Below are 14,918 nucleotides of genomic sequence, written 5' to 3'. Positions count from 1 at the left end.
CCCGACCTGGCCTTGTGTTGATCGAGATGAATGTGAAGGAGTAAATCGCCATGTCTTCAAACCCAGCCATTGCCCAGGCTGAAGCAGCCCCCTGGTGGAAGTTTGGCCATGTCTGGCTGGTGATTGCCGGCCCGGCCATCGTGATCGTCGCGGGTTTTGTGACCCTGTGGCTGGCAGTGTCTCGGCCAGACCCTGTGGTGGCGGAAGACTATTACCGCAAGGGAATTGAGATCAACCAGACGCTGGAAGCCCCCGAGAAGAGCCTGGCACCGGCCATGAAGGGCCGCAACCATGCAGCCACACCGGTGCAGGACCAGCCACGTTGAAACTGTGCGAGGCCATGGCAGCCCAGGGATAGGGTGCCGCCTTGCTACCACTGAGCCACCCCAGGAGACAGGAACGATATGTGGACGCAACGCCTGATGTGGATTGCATGGCCCGCCTTCTTGATGGCGGGTGTGCTGGAGATGCTTGTTTTTGCGATGGTGGACCCGCAGGACCTGCACTGGTTCGGCCAGCCGCTGGCGCTGTCACGGCAAGGGGTCTACACCCTGGCCTTTTTTGCGTTCTGGGTTGTCACCATGGCCAGCAGTGCGCTGACTACGCTGCTGGCCATGTCACCTTTTGAGCTGAACCGTTGCCCGGTGCCAGAGGGCGAGCGGCCGGATGACTGCCGCAAGACGTCGTCCTGCTCTTGAGTGTGGTGCGGAGTACGCTGCTGGCTGCTGGATAGCCAGTTTGCCTGAGCCCTGAAATCGGCCCCGAATGTGGCAGTCAGCAGTTGATCGCCCGGCGATGGGCTCTTACAAAGTCAGTGGCAGGCCTGCTGGCTATTCACGATGCGCTTGAGGGCGTCCGTGTCCAGGATGCGGACATGGCGCTGTTTGACTTCCACAATGCCTTCTTCCACAAACTTGGAGAAGGTGCGGCTCACGGTTTCGAGTTTCAGGCCCAGGTAGCTGCCGATTTCTTCGCGGGTCATGCGCAGCACCAGTTCGGACTGCGAGAAGCCCCGAGCATGCAGGCGCTGTACCAGGTTCAGCAAGAAGGCGGCCAGGCGCTCTTCGGCGCGCATGCTGCCCAAAAGCAGCATCACTCCGTGTTCGCGCACGATCTCGCGGCTCATGATCTTGTGCACATGGTGCTGCAGGGCCGTGACCTCGCGAGACAGCTCTTCGATGCGGTCGAAGGGCATGACGCAGACCTCTGCATCCTCCAGGGCCACTGCGTCGCAGGTGTGGTGGTCGTTCACGATGCCGTCAAGGCCGATGATTTCGCCCGCCATCTGGAAACCCGTGACCTGATCGCGGCCGTCTTCTGTGGCCACGCAGGTCTTGAAAAAGCCGGTGCGGATGGCGTAGAGTGAGGTGAAGGATTCGCCGTTGCGGAACAGCGTGCCACCGCGTTTGACCTTGCGGCGAACGGCAACAACCTCGTCGATGCGCTGCAGTTGCTCTTCGTTCAGGCCCACGGGCATGCACAGCTCGCGCAGGTTGCAGTTGGAGCAGGCGACTTTGATGGTGAGCGGGTTCATAGGCACATGAGCTAGGGGTTGAGCGTCGAGCATATCGCGCCCGATGCGAAAAGCTGGGAAGGCCTTCGGGGGCATCTGAGCGACTGACATGCATCAAATTGTCGCTGGTCGGCCTGATTGTTCACTTGATGCAGGTCAAGGACATGTTCCTAAGGGTACGGCACAGTCAGGGTGTACGCAAGGATATTCCCCCATGACTGCTGTTTCGCCCGATCTCCTGCGCCGTTTTGACGTGCCGGGACCCCGCTATACCTCCTATCCGACAGCTGATCGTTTTGTCGAGGCGTTTGGGCAGGAGGACTACATCCTCGCGTTGGAGCAACGCCGGACGGGCTCGGTGGCCAAGGCCCTGCCCCTGTCCCTGTATGTGCACATTCCGTTCTGCGAATCGTTGTGCTACTACTGCGCCTGCAACAAGATCATCACCAAGCACCACGATCGCGCGGAGGTTTATCTGCGCTACCTGAGCCGCGAGATTGATCTGCACACCGCCCATTGCGGCGTGGGGCAGGTCGTGAGCCAGTTGCACCTGGGGGGCGGCACGCCCACGTTCCTGTCTGATGCAGGCCTGCGCGAACTCATGGCCATGCTCAAGCGCAGCTTCACGCTCGCGCCGGGCGGCGAATATTCCATCGAGGTGGATCCACGTACCGTCAATGCCGATCGGCTGGCCTTGCTGGCCGAGCTGGGGTTCAACCGTCTGAGTTTTGGTGTGCAGGATTTCGACGCGGAAGTGCAAAAGGCCGTGCACCGCATCCAGCCTGCCGAGCAGGTGTTTGCGCTGGTGGAGTCTGCGCGTTCGCTGGGTTTTGATTCTGTGAATGTGGACCTGATCTACGGCCTTCCACGCCAGACGCCCGAGTCGTTTGACCGCACCTTGGCGCAGGTGGCACAGCTTCGTCCCGACCGCATCGCGCTGTATGCCTACGCGCACCTGCCCGAGCGTTTCAAGCCCCAGCGTCGCATTGTGTCGGCCGAGCTGCCTACCGCGTCGAGCAAGCTGTCCATGCTCTCGCGTTCGCTGGATGCATTCATGGAGGCGGGGTATGTCTATGTGGGCATGGACCACTTTGCACTGCCCTCGGATGCCCTGGCCGTGGCCAAGCGGCAAGGGCGCTTGCACCGCAACTTCCAGGGCTACAGTACGCAGCCCGACTGTGACCTGATCGGCCTGGGCGTGTCTGCCATTGGCCGGGTGGGCGCCACCTACAGCCAGAACTCCAAGACGCTGGACGAGTACTACGACTTTCTTGACCAGGGGCGCCTGCCGGTGGTGCGCGGACTGGCGCTGACGCGCGACGACCTCGTGCGGCGCGCCGCCATCATGGCCCTGATGTGCCAGGGTGAGTTGCTCTATGAATCCATGGAGCAGGCCTGGTTGATCGACGTGCGGCAGTACTTTGCAGCCGAAATCGCCCAGCTCGAAGACATGGCGGAGCAGGGGTTGGTGCGGGTAGGGCCTGAAGGGATTGAGGTGACTGCCATGGGGTGGTTCTTTGTGCGCGGCATTGCCATGGTGTTCGACCGCTATCTGCAGGCAGACCGCAACCGCGCCCGGTTTTCGCGCATCATCTGAGTCCTATGCTTGCAACGGTCGCCTGGACGGCTTTGCTCATGGGGCTCGCAGGCGGGTCCCATTGCTTGGCCATGTGCGCCGCACCCTGTGGTGCACTGGTCGGGCAGGGAGCGGAGCATGCCGCCGCAGCGGGTGGACGGGACGGCACGCAGCAAGAGGCTGCAGTAGGGCAGGCCGTGCACTGGGCGCCGCGTGGTGGTGTGGCCCTGCGTGGTGTCGCATTTCATGGGGGGCGGCTGGTGGGGTACGCCGCTGCCGGGGCCCTGGCTGCTCTGGCCATGGACAGCCTGGCCTGGCTCACGCAGCAGACCACGGCCTTGCGTCCTGCGTGGACCCTGATGCATGTGGCCGTCATGGCCTGGGGCCTGATGATGATGGTGCAGTCGCGCCAGCCAGCCTGGGTGGAACAGGCCGGGCGGGCCGTCTGGGGGCGTGTTCGACCTTGGGTGAGTGCGCCGGGTGGTGTGCTGGTGGCGGGTGTGCTCTGGGCATTGATGCCTTGCGGGTTGCTGTACTCGGCGCTGCTGGTGGCCGCGTTGAGCGGCGGGCCCCTGGAAGGGGCGCTGTGCATGGCGCTTTTTGGCGTGGGCAGCGGTGTCTGGCTTGTCGGCGGCCCGTGGGCATGGACCCGCCTCCGGCGCCGCCTGAATCTGGCCCGCGCCGAATGGGGCACCCGGATCGCGGGGGGCTTGCTCTGTGCCGTTGCAGCCTGGGCGCTCTGGATGGACCTGATCTACAAGCCTTCACTCTGGTGCCGCTGATGCTTGCCGTCGGCTGACAACTGTAGGAGGGCGGTTGGGGGTGGGGTGGTCGCATGGCCGTGAGTGGGCCAGCACTACACATGCTTGGCCTTGTTTTCGGGCACAACTGCCAGGTTCTGCGCACTTTGGGGACACATGCCTACCAAGTGTTGCCGTATCGCAGCGATGGGGTTCTGCTCCTTAGACAAGCCTCCGTAACTGGTGATAATCTGCGTAACTATTGGTGGCATTGATGTCTCCATGTTTCGCGTGCGCCTGAAGTGAACTCTTCCATCCTCATCGACATCAGCCAACTGCGGGTCGGCATGTACATCCAGCTCGATGTGGGCTGGATGCATCATCCTTTTCCGACCAGCAGTTTCCGGGTGGCGTCGGCAGAGCAGATTGCGACCTTGCGCGGACTGGGGTTGACCGAGGTGCGGTATCTCCCCAAAAAGAGTGATCCCGCGCTCAAGGAGCTGGTGCCCGCAGCCTGGAGCGTGCCGGAGATGGTGGCACCCCCAGCGAACGGCCTGGATGCTGCCCCGGGTGTCCCGGCGGCGGTGGATACCGAGGCCTTGCGGCGGCGGCAGCTGCTGGAGGCCCAGAACAAGGCGCTGGCTGCCTGCAACCAGCGATTCGCCGAAGCCACCCGGCAGTACCAGGCGATGGAGCGGGCGGTGTCCGAACACCCCGATCAAGCCCGCGACAAGGGCGTGGTGCTGGTGTCCGGCTGCGTTTCCGAGTTGCTGGAAAACGGAGACTCGGTGATCCGCTTGCTGTCAGAGGGGGTGGGTGAGCGCAATGCCCTCCACCCTATCAACGTGATGGTCATTTCGCTCCTGCTGGGCCGTGCGCTGGGCATGAAGAGCGAGGAGTTGCACGACCTGGGGGGGGCTGCACTGATCCACGACCTGGGTAAGCTTAAACTTCCGCCGAACCTGCGGCAACCTACCCCTTCCATGCCCCTGATGGAGCGCTCACGGTATGAGACCCATGTGGCGGAGTCTGTGGCAATGGCCAAACGCATGGGGTTTCCTGAGGCTGTGGTGGTGGCTGTGGCCCGTCACCACGAAATGGCCGATGGCAGCGGGTTTCCGCAGCGGCTCACTGGAGTGGATCTGGGGCGGGCGAGCCAGGTGCTCGCTCTTGTAAACCGGTATGACCGCATGTGCAATCCTGCCATCGGTGTGGATGCCCTCACGCCCCACGAGGCGCTGTCCGTCATCTTTGCCCAACTCAAGGCGAAGTTTGATTCCGTGGTGCTTGGCGCGTTTATCCGCATGATGGGGGTGTATCCGCCCGGCTCCATCGTCCAGCTGGTCAACGACCGCTATGCGATTGTGGCCTCGGTGAATTCGTCACGTCCCTTGCGGCCCAAGGTCATCGTCCATGATTCCCGGGTGCCCAAGGATGAGGCCCCTATCCTGGACCTGGAAACCGTGCCGGAGCTGGGTATCCGCCGCAGTCTCAAGCCAGCGCAGCTGCCTCGCGATGCCCTGGACTATCTTTCGCCACGGCAGCGCATTTGTTACTTTTTTGAGCGAGCGGTCAGCCCCGGCCCCGAAGAGGCGGGTACGTGACCGACTCGCAATCGCATGGCTGGCTAGACGGGCTGCAGGAAGCCGTCTGGCTGGTCGATGAGGCGCACCATCTCATCCTGCATGCCAATGCTGCTGCAGAACGGCTGGTGGGCATGCCTGTGGCCGACATGGTCGGCAAGCCCGTGCTGGGACTGGCTGCCACTCCCCAGGACCAGGCTTTCTGGGCAGAGCCTCCCGAAGTGATTGCGGCGGGGATTCATTCCTACACCAGCCTGGTGCGTGCCAATGGCCTGCTGGTGCCTGTGGATCGGCATGTGACGCGGGTGCCTTGGGGGCAGGACGGGCGCACGGCCTTCATGCTGACCATGCTGGACCGCAGTGCTCAGGAGGCGACGGAGCACGAGCTGGAAACCTTGTTGTCCGAATTGCGCGCCACGCTGGATTCCGCCGCCGACGGCATGCTGGTCTGCGGGTTGGACCGCAGTGTGCGTGCTTTTAACCAGAGGCTGGCGCAGCTCTGGGGCTTGCCGCGACACCTGCTGGTGGAGCGCGACGATGCGGCCGTCTATGCTTTCATGGCCAGCCAGGTGGCAGATGCCCGCGCCTACGCCGAACGCATGGCGGCCATTGAGCGTGAGCCCATGCAGGAGAGCACCGACATCCTGCAATTGCGCAGCGGCATGGTGCTGGAAATGCGCACGGTGCCGCAGTTCCGTCAGGGACGGGCGGTGGGGCGCGTCTATTCTTACCGCGACATTACCCGGCAGACTGAAATCCAGGCCAGCCTGCGCCTGGCGGCCCGCGTGTTCGAGTCCAGCCTGGATGCCATTTTTATTGCCGACAGCCAGCACCGCATCATGCGCATGAACCCGGGCTGTGAGCGCCTGGTGGGGCCTGCCGCCAAGGCCTTCGAGGGCTGCATGGCCGCCTCGCTGTTTGGTGGCGGCTCGGACGCTGGCTTCATGGAGCGGGTACAGCAGGGCTGGTCGCGTGACGGTTTCTGGGAGGGAGAGCTTTGGCTGCCCCGCGACAACGGGGCCTATTGCGCTGTGCAACTGTCCTGGGTGGCGCTGCGCGACGATGAAGGGCGGCTGGTGCAGAGCATCGGTTTCATGCGCGACCTCACGCTGCAGCATGCAGCGCAGAAGCGCATCGAGGAGCTGGCCTACAGCGACGTGCTCACCGGCCTGCCCAACCGGCTGCTGTTGTCCCAGCGGGTGGATACCGCCATCCAGGGGGCGCGCCAGAGCGACACCGGTTTTGCGATCCTCTTCCTGGATCTGGACCGTTTCAAGATCATCAACGACTCTCTGGGCCATCCCTTTGGCGACCGCGTGTTGCAGCTGGTGGCCGAGCGTCTGCAGACCTGTTTGCGGCAAACCGACATGCTGTGCCGGCTTGGGGGCGATGAGTTTGTCATCTACCTGCATGGCGGTGATGCGCCGGTGGCCGAGAGCGTGGCGCGCCGCATCCTGGACGACATGCTCAAACCCTTCATGCTCGACAGCATGGGTTTTTCCATCCAGTGCAGCATTGGCATTGCGCTGTATCCGCAGGACGGGGCGACACTGGACGACCTGATCAAGCAGTCTGATACCGCGATGTATCGCGTCAAGGAACGGGGGCGCGGCAGCTACGGCTTCTACCAGCCGCAGATGAACGCCAACCTGCTCGCGCGCATGCAGATGGAGCACGCCATGCGCCAGGCGCTGGGCCTGCAGCGCATGGCTGTGCACTACCAGCCGCAGGTCAACATGGCCACGGGGCGCATCACCGGGGCCGAGGCGTTGATCCGCTGGACCGACCCCGAGTTCGGTGCGGTCTCGCCTGGCGTGTTCATCCCACTGGCCGAAGAGTCGGGCTACATCGTGACCCTGGGCGCCTGGGTGATGGAGCAGGCCGTGCGGGAAGCGTCGGTGTGGATGCACAGCGGCATGCCGATCATGATTTCTGTGAACGTGTCGGCCCTGGAGTTCCGCCAGCCTGACTTTGTGGACCGGATCACGCGCCTGCTCGCGGTGCACCAGCTCCCACCGACCTTGCTGGAACTGGAATTGACCGAAACCATCCTGCTGCAAGATGCGCAGGAAATGGAGCAGCGGCTGCGGGTGCTTGCTGACCTAGGCATTGGCCTCGCCATCGATGACTTCGGCACGGGCTACTCAAGCCTGGCCTACCTCAAGAAACTGCCCATCCACAAGCTCAAGATCGACCAGTCCTTCGTGCGTGGCCTGCCCGATGACGATGGCGACCGTGCCATCGTGAGTGCCATCATCAGTATGGGCCGCGCCATGCACATCGAGGTGGTGGCCGAGGGGGTGGAGACTGAAACCCAGCAGGCCGTGTTGCAGCAGATGCTGTGCGAACACTACCAGGGCTTTCTGTGCGCGCCCGGGCTGCCGGCAGAGAAGTTCCGCGCCATGCTGCGCGAGCCCCTGCCGCTAAAAGCGCAGGGCAAACACCGGCCCATCATTTCGTAGGGCCCCGGCGCCCAACCGGTGCGGTAGAGCCTGCGCCCAGAGAGGGCGGCGGCTTCTTTCAGTCTGTCAGCGTGTCAGCCTCAGAGGGCTGCGACGCCCTTCCACAGCATGTAGGCCGCGAGGCCAAACAGCAGGGAGGCAAAAACGCGCTTGAGCTGTTTCACGGGCAGGCTGTGCGCGGCCTTGGCACCCAGCGGGGCCGTCAGCACGCTGCAGGTGGCGATCACTGCAAGCGCAGGCAGCCAGACATAACCCAGGGACGCAGCAGGCAGGCCCTCCACGTTCTGCCCGCCCACCACGTAGCCGACCACATTGGCCAGCGCGATCGGAAAGCCCAGTGCTGCACTGGTGGCCACCGCGTTGTGGATAGGCACGTTGCACCAGGTCATGAAGGGCACGCTCACAAAACCGCCGCCAGCGCCGACCAGCCCTGACAAAAATCCGATCACGCCACCGGCCGCCACCTGGCCTGCGCCGCCGGGCATCTGGCGCGAAGGGGCGGGCTTCTTGTCCAGGAACATTTGCGTGGCAGAGAAGCTCACGAACAGCGCGAAGAAGATGGCGAGGAAGGACCCCTTGAGCAGCGCGAACACCCCGAGGCTTGCCAAAAAGCCACCCAGCACGATGCCGGGGGCCAGGCGCTTGACGATGTCCCAGCGCACAGCGCCGCGCTTGTGGTGGGCTCGCACGCTGGAGATCGATGTGAACATGATGGTCGCCATCGATGTGGCAATCGCCATCTTGACCGCCAGGTCGGGCGCCACCTTTTGTGCGCCCAGGATGTAGGTCAGGAACGGCACCAGCAGCATGCCGCCACCAATGCCGAGCAGGCCGGCCAGAAATCCGGTGGCCAGGCCCAGCACACCGAGTTCAATGATCAGGAGGGGGTCCAGCATGGCGCGATGAAAAGAAAGGAAAAAGGAACGGGGGCGGAGCAGAGTCCGGCGACCGGGATGCAATGCCCTGCCCGCAGAGGGGCGGCGACGGTGTGCATGGGCTGGGGCATGAAGAAGAGGGTGTCTGCGAATACCACCGGACTCTCATCCTGAACCGGGGGTTCAGGTGGGCGAGGGCAGCCAAGCGTTGGGTTCATCTGACGCGAGATGATCACGCTCACCGGGCGATGTACCAAGCCCGAGCTCGTTGAGCATTGGTTCAAGGAAATATAAAGCCCGGCGGCTTCGCAGACCTCACCATTGTAGGCGCTTGCCGCAGGCGCAGAGGGCGCCGCGAAGTAAAAGCCCGCAGGTCTGCTGGAGCATGGCCGACTACCTCGGGCGCGGCCTGTACTTCGCGTGAAGTATGTCTGCCGGGGTGGTGGAGGGTGACCTCAGAGCAGGCGGCCGTCGTCGCCCAGGGCCTGGTCCAGGCGCTGCACCAGCGTCTGCAGGCGTTGGTTTTCGTCGTCGGGCAACAGGGATTCCTGGTGACCCGACCCTGATGCGGGCGGTGCAGAGGGTGCTGCTTTGGCTGCAGAACCCGCCGCCAGGTCGGCCGCTTCGCGGTCTGCGATCTCGAAAGCCAGGTTGAGGGCTGCCAGCACGGCGATGCGTTCACGGGCGCGCACCTTGCCGGCGTCGCGGATGCGTGTCATCGCGGTATCCACACGCTCCACAGCATCCAGAAGGCGGCTTTCTCGGCCCTCGGGGCAGGTCAGCAGGTAGCTTTGCTGCAGGATCTGCACCTCGATTTGCTTCATTCGGCTTCTTTCGTGAGCGGAGTGGCGGCGGGAAGGCGTTCGAGCAGGGCATCCACACGGGCGCGTGCTGCACTCAGGCGCGACTTGAGCGAATCCCGCTCCTGGGTGAGGGCGGCCACCTGATCCGCCAGCAAGGCGTTGGTGCGCTGCAGTTCTGCGTGGCGCAGCAGCAGGCGTTCAACGCGGTCGGCGATCTGGTCGGTGGGGGACGGTGTTGCCATACAGCCAGCGATTGTAGGGTTGCGCGTTGTAAACGGTCGTAAAATCCCACTGTTGGTGCTCGCGGTGTGGTTCACATGCCGCAGTTCAACGGGAAGCAGGGAGGTGCCGCCACACATGGCGCGCCCAGCCTGCGCTGCCCCCGCAACGGTCAGCGGACGAATCACCTGATTCTCTCTCCATCCATAAGCCACTGGGCGCCTTGAACAAGCGTCTGGGAAGGCATTGGGGGGTGCTCCGCCAGCCCGGATACCGGCCAACATGGTGGCTGCGTGCGCCCGTTTGGAGCGCTGCGCGGCTGTATCACCCACATGCTGGCGGGAGGCCGGCCCCGGGTTGTTTGTTGACCTTGATCCCCATGAAAATCCGTACCCTTCGTGCGCGCCCTGTGGCGTCGCTGCGCGTGCCCGCCCAACGTCTTGCGCTGGTGGCCCTGGCGGTTGGCAGTGCCTGCAGTGCCCTGGCCCAGACCGTGCCCGGCGCAGGCGAGTTGCTGGCCCAGAACCTGCGCGCGCCCCAGCTCGGCGAAACCGTGGTGGCTGCCACGCGCACGCCGCAGCCGCTCACCGACCTGATTGCCGATGTCTCCATCGTGGACCGCGAGACCATCGAAACCAGCGGCGCCACCGGCCTGGCCGACCTGCTCGCCCGCCTGCCGGGTGTGGAGTTTTCGCGTAACGGCGGCCCCGGCACGACCACCGGCGTGTTTCTGCGTGGCGCAGAGTCGCGCTTCACGGCGGTGTACATCGATGGCGTGCGCATCGATTCGCAATCCACGGGCGGCGCGCCCTGGGAGAGCATCCCGCTCTCCCTCATCGACCGCATCGAAGTGCTGCGTGGCCCGGCGGGCGCCGTGTATGGCTCGGACGCCATGGGGGGCGTGGTGCAGATTTTCACCAAGCGCGGTGAGAACGGCACGGCGCCTTATGTGGGCGTGGGTGTGGGCAACCATGGCACCTCCAAGCTGGAGGCTGGCATCAGCGGCGCCAGCGGCACCTTGGACTACGCGCTTGGCCTGTCCCGCGAAAACAGCAAGGGCTTCAACGCCCGCACTGTCACCACCCAGAACCCTGACCGCGACGGCTACCGCAACACGTCGGGCCACGCCCGCGTGGGCCTGCAGCTGGATGCTGTGCACCGGCTGGAGGGCACGCTGATGGTCAACGACGCCAACGCCGGGTATGACAACGGCCTGGACAAGGACGACCGCAACCTGCACACCATGCATGCGCTGGGCCTGAACTGGAACGCGCAGTGGAGCACCGCCTACAAGACGCGCTTTTCCATCACCGATTCGCGCGATGAATACGAAACCCGTCCCTCGCCCTACCTGAGCGACACGCGCCTGCGCGGCTACTACTTCCAGAACGAATGGCGCCAGGGCGCGCACCTGGTCACCGCTGCCCTGGAGCGCCGCGAAGACCGCCTGGAAAACAAGCCTATTGACGCCAAGCGTTCGCAAGACGCGCTGGCCTTGGGCTACGGCTACAACGCCGCAGGCCAAACCGTGCAGCTCAACCTGCGCCACGATTCCGACAGCGAGTTTGGCGGCAAGAGCACCGGCAGCGCGGCCTATGGCTACGCCATCACCCCGCAGTGGCGCGCTACGGCCTCGGTGGGCACGGCCTTCCGGGCGCCCACGCTCTACCACCGCTTCAGCGAGTACGGCGTGGCCACGCTGCGCCCCGAGAGCAGCCGCAATGCCGAAGTGGCGCTGCGCTATGCCCAAGGCAACAGCACGTTCTCGGCCACGCTGTTTCGCAACCGGGTGAGCAACCTGATCTCCTTTGGTGGCGCGGGCACCTGTGCTTCCAGCTTTGGTTGCTATGCCAACACCGCCCGGGCCGAATACAAGGGTGTGACGTTCGCCGGTTCGCACCGTGTGGGCGACGTGCAGTTGCACGGTTCCATCGACCTGCAACGCCCGCGTGACCTGGACACCGGCAAGCAGCTGGCACGCCGCGCCAAGCAGCACGCCACCTTCGGCGCCGACACCCGCCTGGCGGGCTGGACCGTGGGTGCCGAAGTGCAGGCTTCGGGCCGCCGCTTTGACACCGTGGCCAACACCAACGTGCTGGGCGGCTACACCCTGGTCAACCTGTACGCCAGCACCCGCATTGCGCGCGACTACACGCTGCTCGCACGCATCGACAACCTGGCTGACAAGGATTACCAACTGGCCCGCACCTACGCCACCGCAGGCCGCACGGTCTACGTCGGCTTCAAATGGGCACCGCAGTGACCCTGGTGACGACCGCTTCCGCCCGCTGCCCGGCGCTGCTGATTGCGGCCCCGGCCTCCGGGCAGGGCAAGACCACCGTCACTGCCGCCCTGGCCCGTCTGCACACACGCCAGGGGCGGCGCGTGCGGGTGTTCAAGTGTGGGCCGGACTTTCTGGACCCCCACTGGCACCAGCTGGCCAGCGGTGCACCCGTGCACCAGCTCGACCTGTGGATGAACGGCGAGGCCGACTGCGCGCAGCGCCTTCACGATGCTGCGCGGGAGTCGGACCTGATCCTCATCGAAGGCGTGATGGGCCTGTTTGACGGCAGCCCCAGCGCGGCCGACCTGGCCCGGCACTTTGGCGTGCCGGTGCTGGCGGTGGTCGATGCCTCGGCCATGGCGGGCACCTTTGGCGCGCTGGCCTATGGCCTGCGCCACTACCGGCCGGGCCTGCCCTGGGCCGGTGTGTTGGCCAACCGCGTGGGCAGCGCGCGCCATGCCGACATGCTGCGGGACGGCCTGCACGATGCCGACGACTGGATGGGCGCGCTGATGCGGGTGCAGCCCGGCAATGCACCAGCAGCCGCCAAGGCTGGTGCGGCGTTGCTGCCCGAGCGCCACCTGGGCCTCGTGGCCGCACACGAGCTGGACGACAGCCTGCAGCGGCTGGATGCAGCGGCCGACGCGCTGGCGGCCACGCCGCTGGGCCAGATGACGGTGGAAGAACTGCAGGGCTGGGCCGTGGACTTCCCGGCGCCCGCGTCGAAGATTGCAGTGCCTGCGCTGCTCGCAGGCCACACGGTGGCTGTGGGGCGCGATGCGGCGTTCTGCTTCATTTATGCCGCCAACGTGCAGTGCCTGGAACAGATGGGCGCGCGCGTGGTGTTCTTCTCGCCGCTGCACGATGCCGCATTGCCCGATTGCGATGCCGTGTGGCTGCCCGGCGGCTACCCCGAGCTGCACACTGCGCAGATCGCGGCCAACACCGGCATGCAGGCCAGCCTGCGCGCCCATGCGGAGGCGGGCAAGCCGCTGTGGGCCGAATGCGGCGGCATGATGGCATTGTTTGAATCCATCACCCTCGCGGACGGCAGCGCGGTCCCGCTGTGGGGCCTGCTGCCCGGCCGCGTGACCATGCAAAAGCGCCTGGCGGCCCTTGGCCCGCAGCACCTGACGGTGGCAGGGCACACGCTGCGCGGCCACACCTTTCACTATTCGACCAGCGACAGCAGCGCCCCCGTGGTGGCCCGCACGGCGCGCCCCCACGAGGCCGTGGCGCCCGATGCGGGCGAAGCGCTGTACCAGCAAGGCAGCATCCACGCCAGCTACTTCCACGCATGGTTCCCGTCCAGCCCCGAGGCGGTGGCGCACCTGCTGGGCGGCGAGGGCCACGCATGACTTCCGCCCTGCCTTTGCCCATCACCACCGAGTTGATCCTGGGCGGCCAGAAGAGCGGCAAATCCCGCCGCGCCGAACTGCTGGCACGCGACTGGCTGGCGCAGTCTGCCGACCACCGCGCCGTGCTGATCGCCACCGGCCAGGCCTGGGACGACGAAATGCGCGAGCGCATCGCCCGCCACCAGCGCGACCGCGCCGAGCGCGTGCCCGGTCTGCAGACGGTGGAAGAGCCGCGCGACGTGGCGGGGGCCCTTACGCAGCTCAGTACGCCGCAGACCCTGGTGGTGGTGGACTGCCTCACGCTGTGGCTCACCCAATGGACCATGCCACTGGGTGTGGAGGCCATGAATTTTGAGCAAAAACAGGCCCTTGCGCGCGACTGGAAAGCGCAAGCAGCTATGTTTTTGGTAGCGGTTCGGAAATCCCCCGGCCCCGTTGTTCTGGTGGGCAACGAAATTGGCCTGGGGGTCATCCCGATGGGGCGCGAGGTGCGCGCCTTTGTGGATGCGCTGGGCATCCTCAACCAGCAGGTGGCGCAGGTCTGCCCCCGCGTCACGCTCATGGCCGCCGGGCTGCCCCTCACTTTGAAAGAACCTTGCTGATGAAACCCACCCCCGTGCGCCGCATCCTCTGGGTGATTGCGATCCTGTTGCTGCTGGGCCTGCTCATGGCGGGCCTGGCGCGCGCGCAGCCTGTGCACATCAAGGACGACAAGGGCCGCGAGGTCTCGCTGCCCCGGCCTCCGCAGCGCATCGTGAGCCTGCTGCCCTCGCTGACCGAAAGCGTGTGCGAGCTGGAGCATTGCCACCGCCTGGTGGGGGTGGACCGCTACTCCAACTGGCCCGAAGCCGTGATCGCCAAACTGCCCAAGGTGGGCGGCGGCCTGGATCCGAGCATCGAGGCCATCGTGGCGCTCAAGCCCGATGTGGTGCTTATGTCTGTCAGCTCGCGCGCCAGCGACCGGCTGGAGGCGCTGGGCCTCACGGTGGTGCAGCTGGAGCCCAAGACCCATGCCGACGTGCGCCGCGTGCTGGGCACCGTGAGCGACCTGCTGGGCGTGCCCCGTGCGCAGGGGGCCGACCGCCTCTGGCGTGTGATCGACGCGGGGGTGGAGGCGGCCGCGCAGTCCCTGCCGCCCAAGGCCCGGAATGCACGTGTGTACTTCGAGGTGAGCCGGGGGCCGTACGGAGCGGGCGAAGCGTCGTTCATCGGCGAATCCCTCACCCGGCTGGGTGTGCGCAATGTGGTGCCCGCATCGCTGGGCCCGTTTCCGCGCCTGAACCCTGAGTTTGTGGTGCGTGCCAACCCCGACATCATCATGATCGGCAACCGCAGCATGCAGGCCATGGTGCCGTACCCCGGCTGGGCCACCATGCGCGCCATCCGCGAGAACCGGCTGTGTGTGTTCGGCCCTGGCGATTCCGACGTGGTGGTGCGCCCCGGCCCGCGCATGGCCGAAGCCGCCCGCATCATGGCGCGCTGCTTGGTGGACAAAGCCTCGTGAC

14 protein-coding genes and 1 riboswitch are annotated in these 14,918 nt (G+C 65.4%); of the genes, 10 read left to right on the top strand and 4 right to left on the bottom strand.

Features of this window, described 5'->3' with window-relative positions; all coding sequences use genetic code 11:
• The first annotated feature begins 50 nt into the window (after positions 1 to 50).
• Positions 51 to 326 (top strand): FixH family protein, encoded by a 276-nt coding sequence (locus AvAM_RS19030; RefSeq protein ID WP_137748513.1) that lies wholly within the window; start codon positions 51 to 53, stop codon positions 324 to 326.
• A 78-nt stretch (positions 327 to 404) separates the two neighbouring features.
• The gene (locus AvAM_RS19025) at positions 405 to 698 is read left to right on the top strand and encodes a hypothetical protein (RefSeq protein WP_137748512.1); all 294 of its coding nucleotides are present in this window, start codon (positions 405 to 407) and stop codon (positions 696 to 698) included.
• A 113-nt stretch (positions 699 to 811) separates the two neighbouring features.
• On the opposite strand, the gene fnr is transcribed toward AvAM_RS19025, so the two are convergent.
• On the bottom strand, positions 812 to 1,534 hold the full coding sequence (gene fnr, locus AvAM_RS19020; RefSeq protein WP_063461830.1) for a fumarate/nitrate reduction transcriptional regulator Fnr: 723 nt from the start codon (positions 1,532 to 1,534) through the stop codon (positions 812 to 814).
• Positions 1,535 to 1,727: 193 nt separating this feature from the next.
• Between fnr and hemN the strand changes: the two genes are divergently transcribed.
• The 4 genes from hemN to AvAM_RS19000 all read left to right on the top strand — a co-directional run bounded on the left by hemN (position 1,728) and on the right by AvAM_RS19000 (position 7,874).
• Entirely contained in the window at positions 1,728 to 3,110 is a 1,383-nt protein-coding gene (gene hemN / locus AvAM_RS19015) for an oxygen-independent coproporphyrinogen III oxidase (RefSeq protein ID WP_137748511.1), read from the top strand.
• Positions 3,111 to 3,115: 5 nt separating this feature from the next.
• Positions 3,116 to 3,871 carry a sulfite exporter TauE/SafE family protein gene (locus tag AvAM_RS19010; RefSeq protein WP_137748510.1) on the top strand — a complete coding sequence of 252 codons (756 nt, stop codon included), beginning with the start codon at positions 3,116 to 3,118 and terminating at the stop codon, positions 3,869 to 3,871.
• A 260-nt stretch (positions 3,872 to 4,131) separates the two neighbouring features.
• Positions 4,132 to 5,433, top strand: coding sequence for an HD-GYP domain-containing protein (locus AvAM_RS19005; RefSeq protein ID WP_137748509.1), 1,302 nt, complete (start codon positions 4,132 to 4,134; stop codon positions 5,431 to 5,433).
• Positions 5,430 to 7,874, top strand: coding sequence for a bifunctional diguanylate cyclase/phosphodiesterase (locus AvAM_RS19000; protein WP_137748508.1), 2,445 nt, complete (start codon positions 5,430 to 5,432; stop codon positions 7,872 to 7,874). The genes AvAM_RS19005 and AvAM_RS19000 overlap by 4 nt, the downstream gene beginning before the upstream one ends.
• Positions 7,875 to 7,954: 80 nt before the next feature.
• Here the strand turns inward: AvAM_RS19000 and AvAM_RS18995 are convergent, their stop codons facing one another.
• The 3 genes from AvAM_RS18995 to AvAM_RS18985 form a co-directional block, all read right to left on the bottom strand.
• Positions 7,955 to 8,770 carry a sulfite exporter TauE/SafE family protein gene (locus AvAM_RS18995; protein WP_137748507.1) on the bottom strand — a complete coding sequence of 272 codons (816 nt, stop codon included), beginning with the start codon at positions 8,768 to 8,770 and terminating at the stop codon, positions 7,955 to 7,957.
• 434 nt (positions 8,771 to 9,204) lie between these two features.
• Positions 9,205 to 9,573: a cell division protein ZapA gene (locus AvAM_RS18990; protein ID WP_137748506.1), complete on the bottom strand. Its 369-nt coding sequence runs from the start codon at positions 9,571 to 9,573 to the stop codon at positions 9,205 to 9,207.
• On the bottom strand, positions 9,570 to 9,794 hold the full coding sequence (locus AvAM_RS18985) for a DUF904 domain-containing protein (RefSeq protein ID WP_137748505.1): 225 nt from the start codon (positions 9,792 to 9,794) through the stop codon (positions 9,570 to 9,572). Before AvAM_RS18985 ends, AvAM_RS18990 begins: the two co-directional genes overlap by 4 nt.
• A 36-nt stretch (positions 9,795 to 9,830) precedes the next feature.
• Positions 9,831 to 10,068: riboswitch (cobalamin riboswitch) on the top strand.
• 82 nt (positions 10,069 to 10,150) lie between these two features.
• Here AvAM_RS18985 and AvAM_RS18980 point away from each other — a divergent pair.
• Genes AvAM_RS18980 through AvAM_RS18965 form a run of 4 tightly spaced genes read left to right on the top strand, consistent with a single transcriptional unit; the run spans position 10,151 to position 14,917 of the window.
• Positions 10,151 to 12,034, top strand: coding sequence for a TonB-dependent receptor domain-containing protein (locus AvAM_RS18980; protein ID WP_137748504.1), 1,884 nt, complete (start codon positions 10,151 to 10,153; stop codon positions 12,032 to 12,034).
• The gene (locus tag AvAM_RS18975) at positions 12,019 to 13,413 is read left to right on the top strand and encodes a cobyrinate a,c-diamide synthase (RefSeq protein WP_137748503.1); all 1,395 of its coding nucleotides are present in this window, start codon (positions 12,019 to 12,021) and stop codon (positions 13,411 to 13,413) included. The genes AvAM_RS18980 and AvAM_RS18975 overlap by 16 nt, the downstream gene beginning before the upstream one ends.
• A complete protein-coding gene (locus tag AvAM_RS18970; RefSeq protein WP_137748502.1) occupies positions 13,410 to 14,015 on the top strand; it encodes a bifunctional adenosylcobinamide kinase/adenosylcobinamide-phosphate guanylyltransferase in 606 nt (201 codons plus the stop codon). Before AvAM_RS18975 ends, AvAM_RS18970 begins: the two co-directional genes overlap by 4 nt.
• Positions 14,015 to 14,917 carry an ABC transporter substrate-binding protein gene (locus AvAM_RS18965; RefSeq protein WP_137748501.1) on the top strand — a complete coding sequence of 301 codons (903 nt, stop codon included), beginning with the start codon at positions 14,015 to 14,017 and terminating at the stop codon, positions 14,915 to 14,917. The genes AvAM_RS18970 and AvAM_RS18965 overlap by 1 nt, the downstream gene beginning before the upstream one ends.
• Position 14,918: the final 1 nt, after the last annotated feature.

This window comes from Acidovorax sp. NB1 (assembly GCF_005405905.1).
Classification (GTDB): Bacteria; Pseudomonadota; Gammaproteobacteria; order Burkholderiales; family Burkholderiaceae_C; genus Acidovorax.
Note: the sequence above shows the minus strand (reverse complement) of the source record. Positions and strands in the feature narration are given on the sequence as shown.